26 protein-coding genes are annotated in these 24,802 nt (G+C 42.2%); 5 read left to right on the top strand and 21 right to left on the bottom strand.

Going from position 1 to position 24,802, the window contains the following annotated elements; genetic code table 11:
- Nucleotides 1–4: 4 nt before the first annotated feature.
- From dnaJ to gpr, 8 genes are all read right to left on the bottom strand, one after another.
- A complete protein-coding gene (gene dnaJ / locus D4T97_RS13435) occupies nt 5–1,126 on the bottom strand; it encodes a molecular chaperone DnaJ (RefSeq protein WP_126051256.1) in 1,122 nt (373 codons plus the stop codon).
- 138 nt (nt 1,127–1,264) lie between these two features.
- On the bottom strand, nt 1,265–3,106 hold the full coding sequence (dnaK, locus tag D4T97_RS13440) for a molecular chaperone DnaK (RefSeq protein WP_126051257.1): 1,842 nt from the start codon (nt 3,104–3,106) through the stop codon (nt 1,265–1,267).
- Nucleotides 3,107–3,139: 33 nt separating this feature from the next.
- The gene (gene grpE, locus D4T97_RS13445; protein WP_126051258.1) at nt 3,140–3,751 is read right to left on the bottom strand and encodes a nucleotide exchange factor GrpE; all 612 of its coding nucleotides are present in this window, start codon (nt 3,749–3,751) and stop codon (nt 3,140–3,142) included.
- A 292-nt stretch (nt 3,752–4,043) separates the two neighbouring features.
- Nucleotides 4,044–5,075, bottom strand: a complete 1,032-nt coding sequence (gene hrcA, locus D4T97_RS13450; RefSeq protein ID WP_126051320.1) for a heat-inducible transcriptional repressor HrcA — start codon at nt 5,073–5,075, stop codon at nt 4,044–4,046.
- A gap of 111 nt (nt 5,076–5,186) precedes the next feature.
- Nucleotides 5,187–6,317 carry a radical SAM family heme chaperone HemW gene (hemW, locus tag D4T97_RS13455; protein ID WP_126051321.1) on the bottom strand — a complete coding sequence of 377 codons (1,131 nt, stop codon included), beginning with the start codon at nt 6,315–6,317 and terminating at the stop codon, nt 5,187–5,189.
- 99 nt (nt 6,318–6,416) lie between these two features.
- Complete coding sequence (lepA, locus tag D4T97_RS13460) at nt 6,417–8,255, bottom strand: translation elongation factor 4 (RefSeq protein WP_126051259.1); 1,839 nt, start codon at nt 8,253–8,255, stop codon at nt 6,417–6,419.
- 121 nt (nt 8,256–8,376) lie between these two features.
- Nucleotides 8,377–8,718, bottom strand: coding sequence for a DUF3679 domain-containing protein (locus D4T97_RS13465; protein ID WP_126051260.1), 342 nt, complete (start codon nt 8,716–8,718; stop codon nt 8,377–8,379).
- A gap of 67 nt (nt 8,719–8,785) precedes the next feature.
- Complete coding sequence (gene gpr, locus D4T97_RS13470; RefSeq protein WP_235872253.1) at nt 8,786–9,880, bottom strand: GPR endopeptidase; 1,095 nt, start codon at nt 9,878–9,880, stop codon at nt 8,786–8,788.
- 203 nt (nt 9,881–10,083) lie between these two features.
- On the opposite strand from gpr, the gene rpsT reads away from it, so the two are divergent.
- Nucleotides 10,084–10,347 (top strand): 30S ribosomal protein S20, encoded by a 264-nt coding sequence (rpsT, locus tag D4T97_RS13475; protein ID WP_126051262.1) that lies wholly within the window; start codon nt 10,084–10,086, stop codon nt 10,345–10,347.
- 440 nt (nt 10,348–10,787) lie between these two features.
- On the opposite strand, the gene holA is transcribed toward rpsT, so the two are convergent.
- Nucleotides 10,788–11,801 carry a DNA polymerase III subunit delta gene (gene holA, locus D4T97_RS13480; RefSeq protein WP_235872249.1) on the bottom strand — a complete coding sequence of 338 codons (1,014 nt, stop codon included), beginning with the start codon at nt 11,799–11,801 and terminating at the stop codon, nt 10,788–10,790.
- A gap of 296 nt (nt 11,802–12,097) precedes the next feature.
- Here holA and D4T97_RS13485 point away from each other — a divergent pair, with 296 nt between their 5' ends.
- The gene (locus D4T97_RS13485; RefSeq protein ID WP_126051264.1) at nt 12,098–12,244 is read left to right on the top strand and encodes a YqzM family protein; all 147 of its coding nucleotides are present in this window, start codon (nt 12,098–12,100) and stop codon (nt 12,242–12,244) included.
- 268 nt (nt 12,245–12,512) lie between these two features.
- Here the strand turns inward: D4T97_RS13485 and D4T97_RS13490 are convergent, their stop codons facing one another.
- The 3 genes from D4T97_RS13490 to D4T97_RS13500 all read right to left on the bottom strand — a co-directional run bounded on the left by D4T97_RS13490 (nt 12,513) and on the right by D4T97_RS13500 (nt 16,098).
- Complete coding sequence (locus tag D4T97_RS13490) at nt 12,513–14,819, bottom strand: DNA internalization-related competence protein ComEC/Rec2 (protein ID WP_164525574.1); 2,307 nt, start codon at nt 14,817–14,819, stop codon at nt 12,513–12,515.
- A gap of 139 nt (nt 14,820–14,958) precedes the next feature.
- Nucleotides 14,959–15,423, bottom strand: a complete 465-nt coding sequence (locus D4T97_RS13495) for a ComE operon protein 2 (RefSeq protein WP_126051266.1) — start codon at nt 15,421–15,423, stop codon at nt 14,959–14,961.
- 54 nt (nt 15,424–15,477) lie between these two features.
- Nucleotides 15,478–16,098, bottom strand: coding sequence for a helix-hairpin-helix domain-containing protein (locus D4T97_RS13500; protein ID WP_126051267.1), 621 nt, complete (start codon nt 16,096–16,098; stop codon nt 15,478–15,480).
- A gap of 50 nt (nt 16,099–16,148) precedes the next feature.
- Between D4T97_RS13500 and comER the strand changes: the two genes are divergently transcribed.
- Complete coding sequence (comER, locus tag D4T97_RS13505) at nt 16,149–17,006, top strand: late competence protein ComER (RefSeq protein WP_268920441.1); 858 nt, start codon at nt 16,149–16,151, stop codon at nt 17,004–17,006.
- Between the two features lie 70 nt (nt 17,007–17,076).
- Here the strand turns inward: comER and D4T97_RS13510 are convergent, their stop codons facing one another.
- From D4T97_RS13510 to D4T97_RS13545, 8 genes are all read right to left on the bottom strand, one after another.
- Nucleotides 17,077–17,823: a class I SAM-dependent DNA methyltransferase gene (locus D4T97_RS13510; RefSeq protein ID WP_126051269.1), complete on the bottom strand. Its 747-nt coding sequence runs from the start codon at nt 17,821–17,823 to the stop codon at nt 17,077–17,079.
- Complete coding sequence (rsfS, locus tag D4T97_RS13515) at nt 17,820–18,176, bottom strand: ribosome silencing factor (RefSeq protein WP_126051270.1); 357 nt, start codon at nt 18,174–18,176, stop codon at nt 17,820–17,822. Before rsfS ends, D4T97_RS13510 begins: the two co-directional genes overlap by 4 nt.
- 15 nt (nt 18,177–18,191) lie before the next feature.
- Nucleotides 18,192–18,749 (bottom strand): bis(5'-nucleosyl)-tetraphosphatase (symmetrical) YqeK, encoded by a 558-nt coding sequence (yqeK, locus tag D4T97_RS13520; protein WP_126051271.1) that lies wholly within the window; start codon nt 18,747–18,749, stop codon nt 18,192–18,194.
- Nucleotides 18,739–19,311, bottom strand: coding sequence for a nicotinate-nucleotide adenylyltransferase (locus tag D4T97_RS13525; RefSeq protein ID WP_126051272.1), 573 nt, complete (start codon nt 19,309–19,311; stop codon nt 18,739–18,741). Before D4T97_RS13525 ends, yqeK begins: the two co-directional genes overlap by 11 nt.
- A 5-nt stretch (nt 19,312–19,316) precedes the next feature.
- On the bottom strand, nt 19,317–19,616 hold the full coding sequence (yhbY, locus tag D4T97_RS13530; protein WP_126051273.1) for a ribosome assembly RNA-binding protein YhbY: 300 nt from the start codon (nt 19,614–19,616) through the stop codon (nt 19,317–19,319).
- On the bottom strand, nt 19,610–20,452 hold the full coding sequence (gene aroE / locus D4T97_RS13535; RefSeq protein ID WP_126051274.1) for a shikimate dehydrogenase: 843 nt from the start codon (nt 20,450–20,452) through the stop codon (nt 19,610–19,612). The genes yhbY and aroE overlap by 7 nt, the downstream gene beginning before the upstream one ends.
- Nucleotides 20,453–20,759: 307 nt before the next feature.
- Nucleotides 20,760–21,866, bottom strand: a complete 1,107-nt coding sequence (gene yqeH, locus D4T97_RS13540) for a ribosome biogenesis GTPase YqeH (protein ID WP_408021606.1) — start codon at nt 21,864–21,866, stop codon at nt 20,760–20,762.
- Between the two features lie 2 nt (nt 21,867–21,868).
- Nucleotides 21,869–22,384, bottom strand: a complete 516-nt coding sequence (locus tag D4T97_RS13545; RefSeq protein WP_126051276.1) for a YqeG family HAD IIIA-type phosphatase — start codon at nt 22,382–22,384, stop codon at nt 21,869–21,871.
- 730 nt (nt 22,385–23,114) lie between these two features.
- Here D4T97_RS13545 and sda point away from each other — a divergent pair.
- On the top strand, nt 23,115–23,255 hold the full coding sequence (gene sda, locus D4T97_RS13550) for a sporulation histidine kinase inhibitor Sda (protein ID WP_126051277.1): 141 nt from the start codon (nt 23,115–23,117) through the stop codon (nt 23,253–23,255).
- Nucleotides 23,256–23,292: 37 nt separating this feature from the next.
- Here the strand turns inward: sda and D4T97_RS13555 are convergent, their stop codons facing one another.
- Complete coding sequence (locus D4T97_RS13555) at nt 23,293–24,087, bottom strand: phosphatidylserine decarboxylase (RefSeq protein ID WP_126051278.1); 795 nt, start codon at nt 24,085–24,087, stop codon at nt 23,293–23,295.
- A gap of 106 nt (nt 24,088–24,193) precedes the next feature.
- On the opposite strand from D4T97_RS13555, the gene pssA reads away from it, so the two are divergent.
- Nucleotides 24,194–24,733 (top strand): CDP-diacylglycerol--serine O-phosphatidyltransferase, encoded by a 540-nt coding sequence (pssA, locus tag D4T97_RS13560; RefSeq protein ID WP_126051279.1) that lies wholly within the window; start codon nt 24,194–24,196, stop codon nt 24,731–24,733.
- Nucleotides 24,734–24,802 lie beyond the last annotated feature (69 nt).

Consider the following 24,802-nt stretch of genomic DNA (forward strand, 5'->3'; position numbering starts at 1 on the left):
TCATTTAATCGCCTTTAAAGGCGCGTTTCATTTTTCCAAAAAAACTTTCATGATGTTCATCAGGAACTTGACCGCTGACTTCTGCAAACTCACGCAGCAAGTCTTTTTGCTGTTCATTCAGCTTCGTCGGCGTAACAATTTTTACGAGAACGTGCTGGTCCCCTTTGCCATAACCACGTACATTATGGGCCCCTCTGTCTCGAAGCCTGAATCGTGTGCCTGTTTGGGTACCGGCAGGTATTTTCAACTTGACCTTGCCATACAGAGTCGGAACTTCAATTTCATCCCCGAGTGCAGCTTGGACAAACGTGATGGGCATTTCACAATAGATATCGTCTCCATCCCGCTCAAAGAATTCATGGGGCGTGACATGGAAAACGATAAAAAGATCCCCTGGCGGTCCGCCATTGACGCCAGGCTCTCCTTGCCCCGCCACACGCATCTGCTGACCGTCATCAATTCCTTTAGGAATCTTAACATTAATTTTCTTCCTTCTTTTCACCTTGCCTTCTCCGTGGCAAGTGCTGCATTTGTCTTTAATGATGTTACCAGTTCCATGACAGTGATGACATACTCTCCGATTTACAATCCTGCCAAACGGAGTTTCCTGTTCCACATTCAACTGGCCAGTTCCATGACATTGGTGACAGGTTTCAGGTGAGGTGCCGGGCTTTGCTCCAGATCCGTCACATGTACCGCACATTTCTTCCCTAGGAATTTCAACGACTGTTTCCTTCCCAAAGATAGCCTCTTCGAAAGTAAGGGTCATTGTATATTGTAAATCAGCTCCCTGCCTAGGAGCATTAGGGTCTCTTCGCCCACCACCAAAGAAGGTGCTGAAAATATCTTCAAATCCGCTGAAGCCGCCGAAATCCGCACCACCGCCAAAGCCGCCGAAACCACCTTGTGGTCCTTCGTGTCCGAACTGATCATACTGGGCTCTTTTTTGATCATCGCTCAGTACTTCATACGCTTCAGTTATTTCTTTGAATTTCTCATCAGATCCCGGTTCTTTATTGATATCCGGATGGTATTTTTTTGAAAGCCTTCTATAGGCCTTTTTTATTTCATCTTTAGAAGCGCCTTCTGTTACACCAAGCACTTCGTAATAATCCCTTTTGCTCATGTCTCCACACTCCCGAATCTTTTCACATAACGTTCATTTTACCATATTCAACGGATAGTTTAAAAGGAGTAACAAGGATACTGCCTCATGAATAAAAGTCAAAGCCCAGATTATCCGGACTTTGACTTTTTCATTCGATTATTTTGTTCCCTTGTCATCGTCGACTTCTTCAAATTCAGCATCGACTACGTTATCATCTCCGCCGGCTTCTGCCCCTTCCCCAGCTCCCTGCTGTGCCTGGGCTTGCTTAGCCGCTTCCTCATATAGCTTGACGGAGAGGTTTTGAACGATCTCCTGAAGGGCATCTTTCTTTTCGCGGATTTCAGCAGTTTCGTTTTTCTCTACTGCAGCTTTTAAAGCATCTTTTGCTTCTTCAGCTTTCTTGACCTCTGCTTCGTCCACTTTGCCTTCAAGCTCTTTTAATGTTTTTTCAGTCGTGAAAATCAGTTGATCCGCTTCATTTCTCAGTTCAACTTCCTCTTGGCGTTGCTTGTCTTTTTCCGCATTTTCCTCGGCTTCTTTTATCATGCGCTCAACTTCTTCCTCAGAAAGGCCGGAAGAAGATTTGATCGTGATATTTTGCTCTTTGCCTGTACCAAGGTCTTTGGCACTGACATTCACGATCCCGTTCTTGTCGATATCAAATTTAACCTCGATTTGCGGGATGCCTCGTGGTGCCGGAGGGATATCAGCCAATTGGAAACGTCCAAGTGTTTTGTTGTCTGCAGCCATCGGGCGTTCACCCTGAAGGACATGAATATCAACCGCTGTCTGATTATCCGCCGCAGTGGAAAATACCTGCTGCTTGGATGTCGGGATTGTCGTATTTCTGTCAATCAATTTTGTAAAGACGCCGCCCATCGTTTCAATACCAAGGGAAAGCGGTGTGACATCTAGGAGTACCACATCTTTAACGTCGCCTGACAATACGCCGCCTTGGATAGCCGCTCCCATTGCCACAACTTCATCTGGGTTAACCCCTCTATGAGGTTCCTTTCCAGTTTCTTTACGAATTGCTTCCTGAACAGCAGGAATACGCGTAGAACCCCCAACAAGGATAACCTTATCAATTTCTGCTGCCGATACGCCTGAATCTTTGATAGCTTGACGAGTTGGCCCCATTGTTCTTTCCACAAGCCCAGAAGACATCTCTTCGAACTTTGCACGGGTCAAAGTGACTTCAAGATGCAGAGGGCCTGCTTCACCTGCAGTAATGAACGGTAAGGAAATTTGCGTTTGTGCAACACCGGATAAATCCTTTTTCGCTTTTTCTGCTGCGTCTTTTAATCGTTGAAGGGCCATTTTATCTTGGGAAAGGTCAATGCCATTGTCCTTCTTAAATTCTTGGACGAGATAATCAATAATGACTTGGTCAAAATCGTCTCCGCCCAATTTATTGTCTCCCGCTGTCGCCAATACTTCAAATACTCCATCGCCAAGTTCAAGGATGGAAACGTCAAAAGTACCGCCGCCCAGGTCATATACTAAAATGGTTTGGTCTTCATCCGTTTTTTCCAATCCGTAGGCAAGTGCTGCAGCTGTAGGCTCATTGATGATCCGCTCAACTTCAAGCCCAGCAATTTGACCTGCATCTTTTGTGGCCTGGCGCTGTGAATCATTGAAATATGCCGGAACGGTGATGACCGCTTTACTCACTTTTTCGCCAAGGTAATCTTCAGCATATGATTTCAAATATTGAAGTATCATTGCCGACAATTCTTGAGGTGTATATTCTTTCCCCTCAATGTCTTCTTTAAAATCAGTTCCCATATGACGTTTAATGGACATGACTGTATTCGGGTTGGTGATTGCCTGGCGTTTCGCAACCTCCCCAACTTGAATCTCACCATTTTTAAAAGCAATGACTGATGGTGAAGTTCGGTTTCCCTCAGGGTTTGGAATTACCTTCGGTTCTCCACCTTCAAGTACTGCCACACATGAGTTTGTCGTTCCCAAGTCAATACCGATGATCTTGCTCATGCCTAAATACCTCCTTAACAATATGTACCTAAACTATTTGCTTACTTTAACCATTGATGGTCTGATCACACGATCTTTCAAAATATAACCTTTTTGGAATTCTTCGAGGACAATATTTCCCTCTTTTCCTTCTTCCTCTGCCTGCATCACTGCCTGGTGAAGGTTTGGATCGAATTCGCTACCCACTGCCTCAATCTGTTCGGCACCTTCGGTTTTCAATGCTTCAATGATGCTTCTATAAACCATTCCAACCCCTTCAAGCAAAGCTTTTGTCTGCTCGTTATCCGGTTCAATCTGCATGGCTCTTTCGAAATTATCGATAGCTGGAAGAAGATTGGTAATCAAGTGCTGTGCTCTATATTTTTCAGCCGCTTCCAGATCGAGCTTGGAACGACGGCGAAAATTATCAAAATCAGCAAGCAGACGCAAGTAACGATTTTCTTTTTCCTTAAGTTGCTCTTCGAGCCCTTCAATTTTTCTTGCAAGCTCGTCATCTGGTTCTTCAGGCATTGAAGATTTTTGGATATCTTCTGCTTTGCCGTTTTCTTGCCCGCTTGGATTCTCTTGCGTTGTTTCGTTGCTTTCTGCCGTTTCTTCTTGACTCAAATCCTCCGGCTGCAATGTTTCTTTAGATTCTTCCTGCATGTCTTCACCTCCCTTAAATAATGAAATGCGTAAGCGCCTCGATCAGCCCCGACAAGCATAAGTCGAGCGCTGAAGAAGGCGTCCTTTGCCTTCAGCAGCGATTGGCTTATGACCTCGAGGGGCTAGGCGTTGAAGCTGGACAATAGAAATGCGATAGGCGGCTAATTAGGGGCGACAAGCGCCTGCCGCCTTAAAGCGCCATATCCCGTGCTTCACTGGAACCCGAAATGGTACAATTTTTCAAAAAGAAGGGAAATTAGCGAATTTCGCTAATTCCCAACCCAGTTACCGATTAACTTTCGTTAAACATCCTGGTTAGTGCATTGCTCATATCCCTGCTTAAAAAATCCAGAAGTCCGATTACTCTCGAATATTCCATACGTGTAGGACCCAAGATGGCAATTGTCCCTACATTCTCTTTACCGATGGAATATGTGGCAGTGATAAGACTGCAGTCTTCCATAGCCATATTTTTATTTTCTTTGCCGATTGTAACATGGATGCCATTAGGGATATGCCTAAAAAGCTCGTAAAACCCTTCTTCTTGTTCAATCATGTTCAACAATGACCGGACCTTGTTAATATTATGGAATTCAGGTTGATTTAACATATTTGTTTTTCCGCCGAAAAATATTTTTTCGTTGGAAGGAACATCGAGCGTTTGCAATATGGACTTCAAAAGCAAATCGTATTGATGGATATTCATCCGTAATATTTCGGCTAATTCATACTCTATTTTACCTCTTAACTCAGCAATCGGTACGCCGGCCAGTTTTTCATTTAAAATATTGACCAATTTTTCAATATTTCCCGGATTAATATTATCCGGTAGGGAAAAGACCTTGTTTTCAACATGTCCGGTATCCGTTATGATCACAGCAACGGCTTTTTCGCCCGAAAGTGGAACTATTTGCAGACTCTTCAGCTTGTTTTCTTTGACCGCTGGTCCAAGTAGAATGGCTGTGTAATTTGTCAGTTCCGATAAAATACTGGCAGATCTTTGCACAACATCTTCAAGCTCATATACTTTCTCAGCAAAGATGGAATGAATCAACTGCCTTTCATGGGCACGGAGCATTGCAGGTGCCAAAAGATGATCCACGTAATATCTGTACCCTTTCTCAGAAGGTACACGCCCCGATGAAGTATGAGTCTTTTCAATAAATCCATATTCCTCCAAATCCGCCATTTCATTGCGGATTGTTGCCGAACTTAGGTTTATTTCTTCTCTTTTCGACAATTTCCCAGATCCGATGGGCTGGGCAGAGCTGATAAAGTCATCAATAATGGCTTGCAGTATGAGTAGTTGACGATCTGTCAGCACCATTCATCACCTCTGTTAGCACTCTGTTAACCGGAGTGCTAAATCTAATATAAAAGTAACAAAATGACCCATTGATGTCAACGAAATTATACTCGTTCATCCAACATCTATTTATGATAAAAGAAAGGTTTGAAACACTTCATTTCCAAGAAACAGGCCCTCGCGAGTAAGTCGGATACTGTCGTTTTTCTCCTCAATCCACCCTTTTTCTGACAGTTCCTCAATTTGCTGTTGAAATAGCTCTTTGGGATTGATCGAATATTTCTTATTGAACAGGGAAATGTTGACTCCGGCTCTCTTTCTTAAACCGAGAAACATTTCCTCTTCCATTTTTTCACGATGGGTCACTTCATGTTGTTCAAAAACAGGAGCTGTCCCCCTGGATATTGGCTCCATATATTTTTTTAGCGGGCCGTAATTGGAGTATCTGATACCATTAACATAGCCATGCGCACCGGCTCCAAAACCAAAATATTCTTCATTGTTCCAATAGACAAGATTATGAATACTTTGGAATCCGCTTTTTGCAAAATTGCTTATTTCATATTGCCGCAGACCGCTTCTTTCCATTTCTTCGATTAAAACATTATACATCGCGGCTTCCTGATCTTCTCCAGGCAGTTTAAGCTTTCCCTTCCTCATCAAATTGTAAAAAACCGTCTTTGGCTCAACGATAAGGGAATAACCTGAATAATGGGACAGATCTAGTTCAATCGCTTTTTTTACGGTATCTGAAAAATCTTCCGTAGTCTGGCCTGGTAAAGAATAAATCAAGTCGATGCTAATATTAGAAAATCCAGCCTGCCGAGCATGACGGATCGATCTGTAAACATCCTTCACTTGGTGTGACCGCCCTATTCTTTTTAATAACTCATCATTAAACGACTGTACACCGAAACTAAGTCTGTTTACGCCGTGATTGAACAATACACGGAGCTTCTCCATCGTCAGATCTCCGGGATTCGCCTCAAAAGTGAATTCCCCTTCGGTAAAAGGAAGGTTCTTGCGAATCGCGGAACATAGGGTGTCCAACTGGCTGGCACTAAGGGCCGTCGGCGTCCCTCCTCCAACGAAGATCGTTTTCAGATTCATATCAGGAAACCGGTCTCTATATAATTCAAATTCTTTTTCCAGCAGTTGAAGATATTCATCAACCGGCTGTCCGTGCATAAAAAATTTATTGAAATCGCAGTAGTGGCAAATATGCTCACAAAAGGGTATATGGATATAGGCTGATTTCATTTCTTCACAACCTTCGCTTGTTTGGGGCAATAATAAAAGAAAGGGCACAAGTAAAAGATTACTCTCCCTTTCTTTTATTGTGCTCATTTTATTTTCCCGTTATTTGGAACTGTTTCCAGAATCATCCATTTTCAACACGGCCATGAATGCCTCCTGCGGAACTTCAACGGATCCAACCTGCTTCATGCGCTTCTTCCCTTCTTTCTGCTTTTCAAGAAGCTTCCGCTTACGTGAGATGTCTCCTCCGTAACATTTCGCAAGGACATTTTTGCGCATGGCTTTAATGGTGGATCTGGCGACAATTTTCTGGCCGATTGCCGCTTGAACAGGGACCTCGAACTGTTGCCTTGGAATAAGGTCTCTCAATTTTTCTACGATTGTTTTTCCGCGTTCAAAAGAAAAATCCTTATGAACAATAAAGCTGAGAGCATCCACTTTTTCGCCATTTAATAAAATATCCATTTTCACTAAATTAGACGGTTTATAGCCAATCGGTTCATAATCGAAAGATGCATAACCTTTCGTATTTGATTTTAATAAATCAAAGAAGTCATAGACGATTTCAGCGAGCGGAATTTCATAGACGACATTAACCCTGATTTCATCGAGATATTGCATGTCAATGAAGTTTCCTCGCTTTTCCTGGGCCAATTCCATGACAGCACCTACATAATCGTTCGGCACCATCATTGATGCTTTGACGTAAGGCTCTTCTACCCTGTCAATTTGCTGAGCATCAGGCATATTGGCCGGGTTGTCTACCGACAGCTCAGTCCCATCATTCATGAATACCTTATAGATAACGCTTGGCGCGGTCGTAATCAAATCGATTTTAAATTCGCGTTCAATCCGTTCCTGAATGATTTCCATATGAAGAAGGCCGAGGAATCCGCAGCGGAAGCCGAAACCGAGCGCTTGGGATGTTTCCGCTTCGTATTCAAGCGCGGAATCATTCAATTCAAGCTTTTCAAGCGCCTCTCTCAAATCATTGAATTTGGCTGAGTCTATTGGATATAAGCCACAGAAGACCATCGGATTCATTTTCCGATATCCGGGCAGCGGCTCATCTGCAGGTTTGGCAGCACTTGTAATCGTGTCACCCACCCTTGTATCGGCGACATTTTTGATGGATGCTGTGAGGAAGCCTACATCTCCCACAGTCAATTCATCAACGAGCATCGGCTTCGGAGCATGGACACCGACTTCTGTGACTTCAAACTCCTTGCCGGTAGCCATCATCCTTATTTTATCCCCTGCTTTGATCGTACCATCCATCACACGAATAGAGGCAATAACCCCCCGGTAGGCATCATAGACTGAATCAAAAATTAGAGCTTTCAGCGGTGCTTCCGGATCACCTTCCGGCGCTGGTACTTTTTCTACAATTTGCTCGAGAATATCTTCAATTCCGATTCCTGCTTTAGCTGATGCTAGTACCGCATCAGAGGCATCCAAACCGATCACATCTTCAACTTCCTGACGCACCCGTTCCGGATCTGCAGCAGGAAGGTCGATTTTATTAATGACTGGAACGATTTCCAAATCATTGTCAAGAGCAAGGTAAACGTTAGCCAGTGTCTGGGCCTCGATTCCCTGGGCAGCATCGACAACGAGAATCGCTCCCTCACACGCGGCAAGGCTTCTTGACACTTCATAGGTGAAATCGACGTGTCCTGGCGTATCTATCAAATGAAAGATATATTCTTCCCCGTCCTTAGCCGTATATGTCAATTGGACTGCATTTAATTTGATCGTTATGCCCCGCTCCCGTTCCAGATCCATGGAGTCTAGTAATTGGCTTTTCATTTCCCTAGAAGATAATGCTTCTGTTTTTTCTAGAATACGGTCTGCCAAAGTGGATTTCCCATGGTCGATGTGGGCAATAATTGAAAAGTTGCGGATTTTTTCTTGTCTTTTCCTTCTGTCATTATGATTCATTTTTTTCACTCCTGTTAATAGGCACATGTCCACTAGGATAGATTATATCAGCCCCGCTCTCAATTAACAAAAAAAAACACATATAAAAATATGTGCAATTTTTCATATAAGAAAATTAGTTTTATTTAAAAAGCCCCATTATAAAATCAATTAGACTTTTCGTTGCCTCTGTAACAAACGAAGCTAGCGCCTTTCCCATGGACGAAAAAAAGTTGAAAGTCTCAAGGCTTTCCAAATCTTTCTTTTTTCTTGCCAGCTCTTCTGTGTGATTGATTTCATTTCCTAAAAGTGCGGCCTCTATTTTTCCATCCTCACTTTCGGTAATATGGACCGGAGGCGGAAGTGACACATCTTCATAACCTTTCATATCCTGCATTCCTTGATGTGCTTTCTCCATTCCAATAAAAACACCTATGAAAAGGACTAGCATCAAAAGTAGAAACTTCAAGATAAACTTCACCATTCCGGTCACCTCCGCCTACTCTATTAATAATTTATGTATTTAAAAGTATTAATAGAACCCCAGTCTCTCATCGTGTCTTAAAACCGGTATCTTCTTGATCGACTGCGGTATGAAGAGCAGCATTTAAACCGGCTGCAATCAAATTAGCCATATCTTCAATGAATACATCTACTTCTTTTGGTGTGACCATAAGATTATGTCCGAGCGGTGCAAGCACTTCCTGGATCAACTTTCTTTTTTCCTGATCATCAAGCATGCCTACAATACCCATAAAAGTTTTTCTTTGGTCCTCGCCGGGTAAATCCTGCTCAGTAAGCTTCTTTTTTTTGCCGAATGTCAACCCAGCCGGCGCCAGCGACCTTGACGGCTGTCCTGATTCATCTAATTCTCTGCCAAAGTGCTTTAGAATGAAGTCTATCGTGTCGCTCGTGATTGTTACAGCATCAACCACCGTCGGAACTCCAATAGATATTACAGGAATCCCCATCGTTCCTTCACTTAGTTCCTTTCGTTTATTACCAACCCCTGAGCCGGGATGAATCCCTGTATCCGATATTTGAATTGTCGCATTTACCCTTTCAATCGAACGGGAAGCCAGTGCATCGATAGCAATAATGAAGTCAGGCTTAGATTTTTCAACTACACCAAAAATGATGTCGCTCGTCTCAATGCCTGTAATCCCCATTACACCTGGGGAGATCGAACTGACGGGCCTGTATCCCTCATCAACATTTTGCGCATCAAGTTCAAAAAGGTGCCTTGTTATGATTAAGTGTTCACAGACACTGGGGCCCAGCGAATCAGGTGTAACATTCCAATTGCCAAGACCAACGACGAGACAACTGGCTGATTTGGGAATGCCGAGCATTGATAAAAACCTGCTGAATTCGGCTGCGAATATTTCCTGAACCCTTTGTTGCAAGACAGTATCCTGGCTCCTGATTCCCTGCACTTCAAGCGTTAAATAATTCCCTGCTTTTTTCCCAACTTGTTCTTCGCCTTCAGGGGTGATTTTTACCGAAGAGATTTTTATTCCATCCTGGTCCCTTTCTTCCAATATCACGCCGTTTATTTCACGTTTTTGCCCGGTTTTTTGATCAACAGCCATTTCAAAAGCTTCTTTTGCCAAATCGGTCCTAACTGAATAGCGGCTTACATCCAACTCTTTCTCATTCACTGTTCGTAATGCCTCCCTTGCTGCTTGCTTTATTATTAATTCATCATCTCCGTTCTCATACTTATTCATTCACCAAGAAAGAGCAGATTGTCATTTTATATTGCAATATTGAAGCCCGTTTGATAAAATACTCTTGTTCTATTGGATAACGAATGGGCAAATTGAACGGTCTGCGGGAGGTGAACGTAATGCCAAACATTAAATCTGCGATTAAACGTGTAAAAATCAATGAATATAAAAACGAGCAAAATGCAGCATTTAAATCAGCGATGCGTACAGCTGTCAGAAAGTTTGAAGCTGCTGCTGATCAAAACGCTGAAAATGCAAAAGATCTTTTCAAAAATGCAGTCAAGCAATTGGACAAAGCTGTTACAAAGGGTATCATCCATAAAAACACAGCTAACCGCCAAAAAGCACGCTTGTCTAAAAAGCTAAGCAATATTGGCGCATAATAAAAACGACCTTTAAACGGGTCGTTTTTTTATTTGTTAAAAATATAAATTATGACGGAATTTTCTATTTAAATAAGGATAAAGTTTATCTAGCTACGACGGAGAGGAAGTGCTAGTAAAAGTGAAGCAACAGAACAAGGAAAGCTTCGGCAGCGTCATATCGCACGGAGGAAAAGTGTTAGCTTTTTCGAAGAAGTGGCGTTCTTAGGCGGGCCAGGCGCCATCGGCTCGAGGTCACAAGCCGCAAGGGAGCTTACTACCTGCACCATCGATTATTCGAGACAGCTTTGGAGCATCATAACAAAGCTTCATGAAGCCTATTCAGAGACGCATCTCGCCATGTAATTGAAGTCAGCAGCTTTGGTGTGGAAACTGAAAAGCTGCTGACTCGCATTTCGTCTTGTGCTTGTCGCCGTGCACCTTACAATTTTATTTTTGATTTATTTTTTCAGGATTTTCATCAGCAGTAATTCCACGGCGACAGATCGATCGAGTCCTCCGGTTTTTAATGTTATGTCGCATTCCGCAATCAAATGAATGATTGCCTTCAATTCTTCATTTGAAAAAGAATTCCCTTGCCCGGCTGCCAATTTTACACGGTAAGGATGCACTTTCAGCATGCCTGCCACATGCTTTTGGTTATATCCTCGTCCAGTCAATTCCTTCACTTGATAAATGAGCCTGAATTGTCCGGCGATGAGCGACAGTATTTTGATTGGCTCCTCGTTCTGTTTCATCAGATCATAATAGATACGGAGGACTTCATCGCTTTTCCGCTTTACTACATTTTCTGTCAATGAAAATACATTCTGCTCAAGGGATCTTGATATGAGGCTTTTGACTGTTTCCTCTGTAATTGAACCTCCTTCACCAACATAAAGAGACAGCTTTATAAGCTCTTCGTTCAGCACCATCAAATCGCCGCCTGCCATAAATAGCAAAGTTTCAATTGCGGGATCTTCTATTTCGACATTGTACAAAACAGCACGGTCTTTGATCCAATTTTTCAACTGGACCTCATTCAGTGGCTTCGCCTCCAAAACCTCAGCGTGCTTTTTGATTAATTTAGTGATTTTTTTTCTTTCATCAAGCTTTTCGTAATTAGCAGTAAATGCCATGACTGTATACGGTGCGGGATTGGTTAAATATTCCTCGAGTTTTTTTAAATTATGCTCCACCTTTTCCTTTGGCTTCACAGCCGTCAAAAAAACAGGATTATGTACAATAATCAGTTTCTTTTCTCCCATGAAAGGATATGTCTCGGCATCCTCGATCACAAGCTCCACAGGGGTTTCTTCAAGATCATAGGCTGAGTAATTAAACTCGGATTCATCATTCGTTAACACGTTCGACATTAGTTTTTGCTTAACCTCATTGATTAAAAAGCTTTCCGTTCCGTATAATAAATACAATGGCGAAAATTTCTTGCTCTTAATTTTTTTTATTATGCTCACAGTTCTCTTCTCTCTTTCCCAAACTTCATACATATACATTCATGGTAAGTAAAGAGAGCACTTTTGACAAGAGGCAAAGGGGACCCCACAGCCATGCGTGAAAGCCCCCTGATCTATGATGAACGCTTTTGAACAAGGCCTAGGACACTTTTTCAAAAGCGGAGAAACGTGCTGTAAAGATAGTTTGACCACAAGCAAAAAAAGTATATGTGTCAACTCTTGTCAACAGAGGTAAAAGGACAGTGGATTTTTTTTCATGCTTCATCTATACTAAAGTGGAAATAGGAGGGGTAGTTGTGAGAGAATCTCAATTTGAATTTGAACAAAATGTGCAGTCCAAGCGCAATGACGCTATCGATTCCGGAATTGGCTTCGGTGTATCATTTATATTCTTCACAGCCATTTTTGTGATTGGTACTGTAATCGAAGTACTTGGAAAGTAATAAGAAAAGCGCAAGCGCCTTGCTCAGCCCCGAATAAGCACAAGACAATTCTCGATGGGGCAGTTCTTCAGTCACCCCGGCGAAGCAGCTTGATCCTTGCGGGGCTAGGCGCTGGAGCTAACCATAGCTTAATGCACAAAAAACAATCCAACATTATTGGCATTATTTAGTTTCCTCAAAATTAGGAGAAGTTTGCAGTTTGCAAGCTTCTTTTTTATTTTTTACAGCGAAAAAAGAAGCTCGGTGCTAACGGGTTTCTCGCATTATCTTATGGCAGTACGGTCTTAAAGGTTCCCCCCTTGGATGTAAATCGGAAATGGATTGCGCCATGCTCATCTGTACGCAATATTCGAACACTTTCTCCTTCAAGTATTTCAAGCACTTCGAGGTGCGGATGACCATATCTGTTTGATTTCCCTGCCGAAATAATTGCATATTCAGCGCGGACCATTTCAATGAATGCTGCACTTGTCGAGCCTCTGCTGCCATGGTGTCCCACTTTAAGGACATCGGTTTTTAGACGGCCATAAGCTGACTCCATTTCTTTTTCCCCTTCCTTTTCCAAATCACCTGTAAACAGCCACCTGAGCCCTCCAAATGACGCATAAAGGACAAGCGAATCATCATTCCCTTCATATTCATCATCAAAAGGGTAGACCATATGAAATATGGCGGATTTGTTATCCCATCCATAGCCCGCTTTTATTTCTTTCACATTGATATTTGCTTTCATGGCTTTGTCTAAGGTTCCAGCCATGATTGGCTTGACCCATGAATTTGGGCTAATTAATATTTCTCCGATGTTAATTTCTCCGATCAACTCTTCCACAGCACCAATATGATCGGTATCACTATGGGTCAAAATCAATTTGTCGATGCGCCTGATCCCTTTACTTTTTATAAAAGGAAGTAAAGTGTCCCTGCCTATCTTATATGGTCTTCTTCTCTCCTGCCATTCCTCGATAGGAAAGCTGAGCTGGCCGCCTGTATCAATCAAATATACACCCCGATTGTATGGAAGCTTGATTAACACACTGTCTCCTTGTCCCACATCAATGAAAACAACCTCTCCAAATGGTGAATATTTCACCCATACTGAATGAATAGTTAATGTTACGACCAGAGGCAAAACACAGACTAAAGGATGGATATCCTTTTCTTTAAATACAAAAAAAGTAAATATGCTCACAACCATGAAAATTATACTTAATGGTGAAGGCCTTCCGGTCAGAAAAACCGAAACAGGCAGCTGGGCAGCCGCTGTTGCTAATATTTCCGATAGTAATACCAGCTGATCTAAAATCAAGGCAGCGGTATTAAAAGCCTGAAGTTCCGTGAAAGAAAGAGCAAACAAAAAGAAAACAGAAGGTAAAAGTACAAGTGTATAGAACGGCACAAAGAGGAGATTTGCAACAATGCTAATCAGTGAAAACTCAAAAAAGTGGTAGGAAAGAATAGGAAGAGATGACAGTACAGAAACAATGGATAAATTTGCCATTTTCCAAACTACATGGTCCCTTTTATTGAATAAGTAAGCAGGTGAAAGAGTCAGACCAAAGCTGACTGCATAGGAAAGCTGAAAACCGATGTTATAAATCAAAAAAGGATCAAATAACAAGAACAAGATAAAACTCAGCGAAAATGTATCAAGTGTAGAAAGCGACAAACGCCATTTTTTCGACACTAACAATAGAAGAGCCATGATTACCGCTCGAATCACAGGAGGGTTTCCTCCGCTTAATACAGCATAAATCGGAAGGAAAAAGATAAGAAGCCAAAAAACTGATTCTCTAGTCATGCCTATTCTTAAGCACAGAAAAAAGATACCACCGGCAATAATACCGACATGCAATCCGGAAATGGCAAGCAAATGAACGACTCCAAGCTGTTTATAGGATCTGTCTGTCTCCTCTGAGATCAAGGACCTTTCACCGAATAATAGCGCAGCTGTGTATGAAGCAAGGCGTTCAGGAAACTTGTTTTCAATTGTTTCAATGCCGGCTTGCCTTAAATTTTGCAGTGCGGTCATCACGGTTATTTTGGTTAAATGACAATCAGATTTTCCGATCGTATCCGGCTCAAAAATCCAATGGACATTCATTCTTTTTAAATATTCCTCATAATTAAATGCATGTTCATTACGATTCGGTTCCGGGCGGATCAATTTCCCATTCATCATACAGGTCGTTCCTGCCCTTAGCTTTTCATTCAAATAAACTTTCTCTTTTTCGGTAGAAATCTTATAAATTAGCATGAATTTTTCTTTTTGAGGAGTGGCTGCAATCGCCCTGAGCCGATTGCCATCAATCTGTGGATATTCTTTGAAGGTAATGGGGACCGCCGTCATTTTATCGGGAGATTTATGGTAAGAAACATTAGATCTTATTGCATGCTCACTTATAAAAAAGAAGATAAGCATAATTAGGCAATATAGTAAAAACAAATTACGCTTTTCCCAGCGTGTTATCCTGATGATTCCCAATGAAAGGATTAGGAGCGCTATAAAATTAAGTTCCAATGAGATCAGGATACCGGATAAAGCTGCAAGAGCCATAAATACCCAGTTGCCGGACATGTCTGTCTCCTTTCCATCCAAAAAAAGTTATGGGGGCTTTGCCAGCCCCTTTTTTTATTAAAGCAAAGCTTAATGAAACTAGTCGCGTCCTGAGCCTGTCGTGGGCCACAGGGTGGACCTTGTGAAGCCGCCACATATCTTACTCATTTACATAGGCAAACTTTGCGAAGATTTCCCTGTCCAAAGGAACCTGCTCCGTGTGGACGCCAGCTTGTTCAAAAAGTTCCATGGCGTGAGGGTGATTTTTATAATCCTCCGCATAATAAACTGCTTTTATCCCTGCCTGAATGATTCCTTTTGTACATTGCAGGCATGGGAAATGCGTCACATATATTTCGGCACTGTCCGTCGGCACCCCGAATTTCGCACACTGGATGATGGCATTCATCTCCGCATGAATTGTTCTGACACAGTGACCGTCAATGACGTAACATCCTTCATCAATACAGTGGACACCGCCGGCAATTGATCCATTATATCCACCGGCTATGATCCGGTTGTCCCTTACTATCGTCGCGCCGACTGTGAGTCTTGTACAGGTGCTTCGAAAAGACAATAAGTGACTTTGTGCCATAAAATATTGTTTCCAAGATATTCTTTCCATTTGATACTCCCTTTTAGATGTTTTCTTTAGTTTATCGGCATATATCCATTTCAGTCAATTGACTGAAATCGACTCTTGCAACTTTTCAAAGGTTTTTTCTCCGATGCCGGAAACATTTTTTAAATCCTCCACCTGCTTAAAAGGCCCATCCTGCTCCCTATAGTCGATGATTGCCTGCGCTTTCGCCGGACCAATTCCCGAAAGTGTCTGAAGTTCCGACAAATCAGCTTTGTTGATATTCACCTTCCCGTTTCCATTCCCTTGACCACTTGACGGAGTAATGGCCATCTGCGGTATGTCTTCCATGGGTTCCCCTTTTTCAGGAATGTATATGACCATTTCATCATATACTTTCTGGGCGAAGTTCACCTGTTTTTCATCGGCGGCATCTAATAGCCCACCAGCCTGCTCGATAGCATCCAATACACGGTCGCCTTCTTCCATCTTATAAAGCCCAGGCACAGGTACCGCCCCTTTTACATCTACCAAGACTGGCCCGGCTTTTTCCTCCCTTTCCTCCTTTTGAAAATCCGCATCTGGCTGTTCTTCCATTAAAACTTGCAGCTCGTTTCCTGCAGCCATCTCGTCTTTAGGTTTACTTATAAACAGAAATACAGCAAGAACAGCTACGATACCGGTAATTATTATCGTCTTATATTTCTCTAGCCAAATCATTCATCATTGCCTGCCTTTCTACTATGAATATTTTTCGTTTTGAAGCATAAATTGTCAGGAATACAAAAGTTGAAGGGGGGAACAGCATGAAGGTCGGAGTTATAGGAACCGGAAACATGGGAACCATTATTATCGAAGCCTTGATCACTGGCGGAGCGGTTTCTCCTTCGGATCTCATAGTTACAAATCGGACAAAATCAAAAGCTGACAGGCTTAAACATATTTTTAAAGAAATCACAGTTGCCGGCAGTCCTGATGAGGTCATCAAGCAATCGGAGATTATTTTTATTTGTGTAAAGCCTCTTGATATCATTTCATTGTCAAAAGAAAAGGCCTCCTTATTTACAAAGGAAAAGTGTGTCATTTCAATTACAAGCCCGATACAGGTTCCATGGCTGGAACAGTTGGTTGATGCCTCTTGTATGAGGATCATTCCCAGTATTACGAATAGGGCGCTGGCAGGAGTTTCTTTATTTACATTTGGAAAGCGTTGTGAAGAACATTGGAAAGAAATGTTGTGGGAGATGTTTTCTAAGGTTTCCGTCCCGCTTGAAATAGATGAAAGTATTATTCGGGTTTCATCAGATATAGTAAGCTGTGGACCGGCATTTATCAGTTTTTTGACTAGGAGTATGATAACTGCTGCCGAAAAAGAAACAAAAATTGATGAGACAACAGCCACAATGCTGGCGGAGAATATGCTGATCGGACTCGGAGAGCTTTTGAAACAAAAACACTTTACCTTCCCTACATTGCAGGAAAAAGTTTGTGTCAAAGGAGGAATTACAGGGGAAGGAATCGCAGTTTTAGAACAGGAAAGAGGCGAAATGTTCGAAAAACTTTTTCGTGCAACCCATAAAAAATTTGCTGATGAAGCATTTCATATTAATAAAAAATTCAACTCCTAAATATATTTCTATATTCAGGAGAAAAGTCCTTCTAAAAAGTTATTATTTTTTTGGCAGCGATATCGCGGCCTTATTTTTTTCTGCACGTAAAGAAGATCCGCTGTGACGTTGCTTCCGGTGATTCTCCCGTAAAGTCGGCGGTTATGCTGAGAACGTCAAACCCGGCGGTTACAAGCCAATGTTCAATATCATGTACAGAATAAGTTCGCTGCTTATGGAATTCTTCGATGCGATTATATTGGCCGCTGTTTTCATCCAATACAAAGAATGTCAAATCATGTTCTATGGAATAAGGCTCCTCACCTTGAAAGGAGTTCCAAATATAAGCGATTTTATCTTCATTCCATGTGAAGGTCTGGTCTAGAAACACATGGTCCATCTGATAAGTTGAGTGGACATCAAATAAAAGCAGGCCGTTTGGATTCAAATGCCGGTATATACCGGAAAAGGTCTGCTTTACTGCTTCAGATGATTCCAGATAATTGAGAGAATCGCAAAAGATGGTCACAATGTCATATGACGGCAATCCGTCGAGCTGGCTCATGTCCTGCTGAAACAAAGGAAAACTGAGCCCTTCTTCCCCTGCCTTTTCGGCAGCTACCGCCAGCATATCCTCTGACATATCCACCCCGGTTACTTCGAACCCCTGCTTTAACAGGCGGATCGATAACTCGCCGGTTCCACAAGCTAAATCAAGCACCCGCCTGCCGGGTGCTTGAAAACGGTCCATTTCCTTGCATAGAAATTCAATCCAGCTGTCATAGGGCGCATCCGCCATCAACTGGTCATATACATATGCGAGCTGTTCGTAACTCACGGAGCCAGTTCCCTTTGAATATTTTCCATTGGTGCGTCTCCCCATAATCTCTCCAGATTATAGTAGCTCCTTTCATCACGATGGAACACATGGGCAATCACATCACCCATATCAATCAACACCCATCTTGCCTCTTCAAAGCCTTCTATTTTTTTCACATCAAGCTCCAATTGTTCGGCAGTCGATTTCAATTCACGCGCAATTGCCTGGACCTGCTTTTCAGAAGTCCCATGGCAAATGAGAAAATAATCCGCGATGAGCGAAATCCCTTGCATGTTCAAAACCACTATATCTTCAGCCTTTTTATCATCTGCAGCCTTGACTGCCGCTTTTAATACCGTTTTTGAATCCAAATTTTATCTCCTCCTTCATTTGTTGGACATTGCGTTATAAGCTTCAAAAGTGTCAGGAAAAATAGGGGCGGATTTATCGATTAAAAATTTGATTGTATTGCCTAATGACTTTTTTAAAGCCATGTCCAAATCTGTATCCGCCAACAACCTAACTTCATCCAGGCCATGGAACTGTCTTCCCGGCTCAATATAATCTGCAATATAAATGATTTTTTCAACCAAGGACATACCAGCCCTTCCTGTTGTATGATAACGGATAGCATTAAAAATGTCTTCATCGTTTATCCCTATTTCTTCACGCACAAGAACTGCTCCTGCCGGGCCATGCCACAGTTCGGGATGATAGTCCAATAATCTGGGATCGACTTGATGATCGGAAATGATCTCTTTCAACTCTTTGATCGGAAGCAATTTTGCATAATCATGAAAAATCGCTGCCAATACTGTTTTTTCCACATCCGCCCCGTACTTCACAGCCAATTTCTCAGCGGTTGCAGCTACTCTTTTTGTATGTTCGTATCTTGGTCCCGCTATTTTTTTATTCACTATAGTTAAAGCTTGTTCACGTTCCATATAAATGATTCTCCTCAATATAGCGGATGACAGCTTCAGGTAAAAGGTATCTTATGGAACTCCCTCTTTGAGCCCGATTTCTGATCATGGAGGAAGAAATCTCAATCATCGGCACCTCTACAAAAGAAATCGGATATGGTGTTTCCAACCGGTGATTCGGCCGATTCGTGCCAACAAATTGAACAAGCTTGATGAGCTCCTCAATATTATACCAATGGGGCAAATATTCCACCATGTCAGCGCCGATAATAAAATAGTACTCATTATCAGGGTTTTTTTCACTAAGTTCCCTCATTGTATTATATGTGTATGAGCGCCCTTCCTGGTTCAATTCGAATGTCTCGATTGAAAATGAAGGATGCCCATCAATAGCGAGTTCAAGCATGGTCAGCCGGTCTTGCCCAGTGGTGCCGCTGCGCCTCTCTTTATGTGGCGGCTCGTGATTAGGCATAAACATGATTTCATCAAGCCCGAATTGCTCCAGCACCTCGTTGGCTATGATTAAATGACCAAAATGCGGCGGATCAAATGTCCCTCCAAGAATGCCGACTTTTCTCTTCATCCCTGTCAGCCTTTCACCGGAAGCTCTATTTGTTTATTCTCATGGGACTCTTTATAAAGAACGATGATGCGTCCTATGATTTGCACCAGTTCACTGCCAGTGCCGCGGACAATGCTCGCGGCTACGGTTTCTCTATCCTCCTCACAATTTTGGAGGATGCTTACTTTGAGCAGTTCTCTGGCTTCCAAAGCTTCTGCAATCTGTTTGATCATATTATCATTTACTCCGCCTTTTCCGACTTGGAAAATAGGCTGGAGATGGTGCGCTTTTGAACGTAAAAATCTTTTTTGCTTTCCGGTCAACATGGCGTTCCTCCTAAAAAGTTTGTGACTGTCTGCTTCATGCGCCTGGCATCAGGCTTTTTATTTGTCCATTTCTCAAAGGCCAACGCTCCCTGGTACACAAGCATTCCAAGACCGTTTTGCGTTTTGGCCCCTTGCTCTGCTGCCTGCTTTAGCAACATTGTTTCCTTCGGATTATAAATGATATCGGACACAAAGGCTGATGGGTTCAAATTCCTTAAAGACAAAGGGCTCTGATCGATATCAGGATCCATTCCGATTGATGTCGTCTGTATGACCAGAGAATACTCACCGATACTTGACTCGGCTTCTTCCATTGTCAGCACTTTTGAATCAGCATCATATGGCTGGGCTGCAATTAACGCTTCTGCCTTTTGGATTGTCCTGTTGCAAATGTCTACTTGCCGAACACCGATGGACAAAAGTGTATAGTAGATTGCTTTTGCAGCACCGCCTGCTCCAATAATCAAAGTTTTCTCATTCGTTAAATCTTCTTTCCAAACTTCTTTTAAAGACTCCACAAATCCCGCCCCATCGGTATTATAACCGACAAATTGCCCATCTTCCTTAACAACAGTGTTAACTGCACCAATTGCTTTAGCAAGCGGATCAACCCTGTCCAAAAAAGGGATAATAGCAGTTTTGTGCGGAACAGTGATATTAAAGCCGTCAACTCCTATTACCTTCATTCCCTCCACAGCTGTTCTTAAATCTTTTTCATAAATGTGGAACGGATGGTAATATGCATCGATATTGAGCTCTTTAAGTTCTGCATTATGCATTGCCGGCGATAATGAATGAGCGATCGGATCCCCGATCACACCGTATAGCTTTTTCAATCGTGATCATCCTGTCTTTTTTAAAAATAAAGAATGCAGCACTTGCTATGGAAAATTTCATTTAAAAACAAGACTGGCTTTGTTCAGCTAGCGCCTTGCCCCTCAAGGTCACAAGCCTGCATAGAAGCAAACTCATGAGGAATGTGTTCCTGCTCATAGCTTTTTCGAAGAATTCTTGTTCAGCTTTTCGCAAAGCTGCATGAAGCATACTCAGAGAAACTTCTACATAATCTGATTGAATCAGTAGCTTCCATGCCCGCTTACGAACGGCCTCCTCCGCGCTATTCAAGGCACTTACCTTTTCTTATTAAATAAGCGACGGCCGCAATAAGACTGAAACACCCTTAGGGGCATATGCCGCTACATGTGCGCCCTGTTCTTTCACGGTGACCCAGCCAAGGCCCGAAAAGACAATATCCATTTTATCAGACTTCAACTTGAATTCGTGCCTGACAAGCTCAGGGAACTTCTGAAGCTCATCCCGGCTTGGCGGCTGCAACATTTCACCGGCATGTTTTTCATATAACTGGTCCGCCTTCTCAAGTTTTGTACGGTGGATTTCAATGCTGTTGGCTAAATAGCAAATAACGGACCGTCTGCCGCCTTTTATGTAATCAAACCTCGCAAGTCCCCCGAAAAAAAGCGTCTGGTTTTCATTAAGTTGATAGACACGCGGTTTGATTTCTTTTTTCGGAGTGATAACTTTCAAATCTTTTTTACTTACATAATGCGCCATCTGATGATGATTGATGATTCCGGGCGTATCAACAAGACTTTTGCCGTCATCCAGCGGAATCTCAATCATGTCCAATGTAGTTCCTGGCACATGCGATGTTGTGATGACGTCGTCTCCGCCTGCCGCCGTTTTAATTACACGATTAATGAATGTTGACTTTCCGACATTTGTACAGCCCACAACATACACATCTTTCCCCTGGCGAATACGATCAATTTCCACAAGCGCCTCTTGAATCCCAAGTCCTTTTTCCGCGCTGACGAGCAATACATCCACTGGGATCAGTCCGAGCTCTTTCGCCTGTAACTTCATCCAATTGATTAATTTATTTTTGTTAGTCGACTTCGGCAAAAGGTCAACTTTATTGCCGATTAAAAGGACAGGATTTTTTCCGACAAACCGATGGAGTCCCGGAATCCAACTCCCGTTAAAATCAAAGATGTCAATGATTTTAACAACCAGGCTGTTTGTTTTGCCAAGCGTATGCAGGATATCCAGAAAGTCCTGGTCTGACAATTCTACATCCTGAACTTCGTTGTAATGCCTTAAACGAAAGCATCTTTGGCAAATAATTTCCTCTTTTTCCAATGCGGAACGCGGCGTATACCCTAGTTCACCAGGCTTGTCAGTCTGGATGGTTACACCACATCCGATACAATGTTCATTTTGGCTGCTCACACTTATTCCTCCCATTTAATTAACCCTTTGCGTTTGAATGAGGCCATGATCCGACGTTCCACCATCCGGTTAAACCGGGTGAAAAAGCCGTCGGACTGGGCAACAGGAACGACAAGAATCGTATAAAATCCACCCCGGTTCCCTCCGAATACGTCGGTCAACAGTTGATCACCAATAATCACAGTCTCTTCGCGCGAAAGTCCCATCTCTTTGACAGCCCGCTGAAATGCCTTTCTGGAAGGCTTTTTGGCTCTGTATATAAACGGGATATTCAACGGATTTGAAAAGTCTCCTACTCTTTTTTCATTATTATTCGACACGATCGTCACTTTCATGTCATGGTTCTTCAACTCTTCCAGCCAGTCTATAAGTTGGGGAGTGGCATAAGGCCGATCCCATTCGACAAGTGTATTATCCAGGTCAGTAATGATTCCTTTGATCCCCTTTTCTTTTAAAACAGCTGGTTTTATTGAAAAAATGCTCTTTACATATTCATCTGGTAAAAATTGCTTTAACAACTTGTGCACCCCATTATTTCGTCATCATATGTTAATCTTAATCAATCTGCCAAGGACTTTCAAAATTTTACATAAGAAAAGCGCAAGGCGAATTTTGATGAGGCAGTTACTCAGCCCCACAGCATTGCTGCTTACTTAATTACATTGGGAGAAAGATCTCTGAATATCTTCATGCTACTTTGCGACGAGGGAAACATCCTCTCCCTGAATAGGCTTTGCCGCAGGAGCACATTCATCCTGAAAATGCTTCCTTGCAGTCTGTGACCTCGAACCAATGGCGCCTGTCTACCTCAGGACGCCACATCCTCGAAAAAGCTAACGCTTTTTCTTCGTGAGAAGTGAAGCTGTCGGAGCTTTACTTGCCTTGTCGTTTCGCATGCACTAGGATTTTCTGTACGTCGGGCTAGACACTACGAGTATTCTCAAAAAAACTTAGTCAGATATAATGTTCACTTATCTTTAGAAGAAATATATTGCCTAAACTTTTCGACAAATTCCACCAACCACACGAACTGTGGGTAACTTTATAAACATTACAGAAGCACCTATGAACGCTTTTAAAACTGTTATAAACAACTTAACCACAAGTTATCCACTGCACTTTGTGGATAAAGGAACGCTTGTTCCACACGGATTTCTCTGCTAAAGTGAAGTTACAAATAAAAGAACTTATCATTTTATTCAAAATCCTGCTGCTTTAGAACGTGAATTATTCGTGGAGGTGAAGCTGGTGAAAAAGTTATCCGATGAATTATTGATTGAGACATACTTCAAGGCAAAAAGATTAAAGCTGAACCAGGAATTCATCAGTCTTATGGAATCCGAAATCGAACGCCGTTCATTAGTGAGACGTAGAAATTTGCCCTGCTGACATTCAGCAATAAAAGCACCTTTTCCAGGTGCTTTTTTTATTGGCCCTTTCCCCCTGTTAGACGTCCCAGTGCATCCCCCATCCGGATTTCACCGCATGATTTTACAACATCATTTGGAACAAAGGCTCCTTTTTGAAACAAAAGAACCACAGTTGAGCCAAATGAGAAATAAGCAGCCTCTTCCCCTTTTTCCCATTCCCTTTTAGAATTAGTAACGATAACAGAATTAATGAACATCGCGCCCACTTTGACCATGGCTACAGTAGTTTTTGGGGAGTCTATTTCTGTGATTACCCGAAAATTTTTTGCCAATACAGAGTCCCCGAATTTTAACCCTAACCGATTGACGGGGAATGATTTTCTTCCTAGAGAATAGGAATCGGTTACTTTCCCGCTTATTGGACTGTGAATTCTGTGATAATGGGAAGGACTCAAGTATATAATGATATACGTGCCTCCTCCATACTTTTCAGCTCGAAGGGTGCCTCCCAGCATTTCGGAAATGGAATAGGTCTTTCCTTTTACTATGATTTCCTTGTTTGCCGTAACATTTCCTGCATCTTCTATCACTCCGTCTACAGGACTGGCCACACTGTCGGCGCTCATATCTATTAGTCGTGCCTCTTCTTTCAACTTCCTTGTAAAAAAGGAATGTAAATTGGGATATGAATGAATATCCTCAACCATCTCATCCAAGTTGATTTTATAGACCGCGGCATATGACTTAATAAACAACCTGCTAATGTTTGAATTTGCAAATATCCTGATTGCCGCGGATGAAATTGGTCCGTTGGTCAGCTCAATAAAAAGTTTATACAGTGCCGCTTTCAATCTATTTTCCCCCAAACAGAACAGAAATTTATGCTTAACTTTATTAAAAAGAAATCATATAATAAATTTAGTTAAATATCTACTTTAGAAAAAAGGGAGGAGTGTTATGTTACTATCCGAAGTAGTTGATCACACAATAAAAAAACTGAAAGCCCAAACTGCGAATGTCCTGACTTTGACGAACCTTGGCCTTGGCGGCTTCGCCATTATCGCAGGAATTAACGGCCAGCTTCATTTAAGCCTTATGCTTATCTTCATAGCCGCTTTGGCAGACCGGTTTGACGGAATGGCTGCCAGAAAACTCCAAATTGAATCTGATTTGGGAAAGCAGCTTGATTCGATGAGTGACATCATTTCTTTTGGCGTTGCGCCTGCTTTGTTATTATACCAAGGAATTTTGAACTTGTTCGGTTTTCCGGGTGTCTTTTTTACAATATTTTATATAGGTTGCGGAGCTTTCCGTCTTGCAAGATTCAATATTTCGGAGAATAACGGCTTTTTTACAGGCCTTCCCATTACTGCAGCGGGCTGTCTGCTCACACTCAGCTATTTGGCTATCCCTTACCTCCCATCATTTTCTTTCTTGTTCATCACTCTCGTCCTATCACTTCTCATGATCAGCACTTTTACATTGAAGAAGGTGTAATAAAAAAATCGTTGCCTTAACCAACATATGTATCATATGGTTTCCAAAAAAGTCTTAAAAGCCAGTTTC

This window comes from Siminovitchia acidinfaciens (assembly GCF_003605385.1).
In the GTDB taxonomy this organism is placed as follows: Bacteria; Bacillota; Bacilli; order Bacillales; family Bacillaceae_C; genus Siminovitchia; species Siminovitchia acidinfaciens.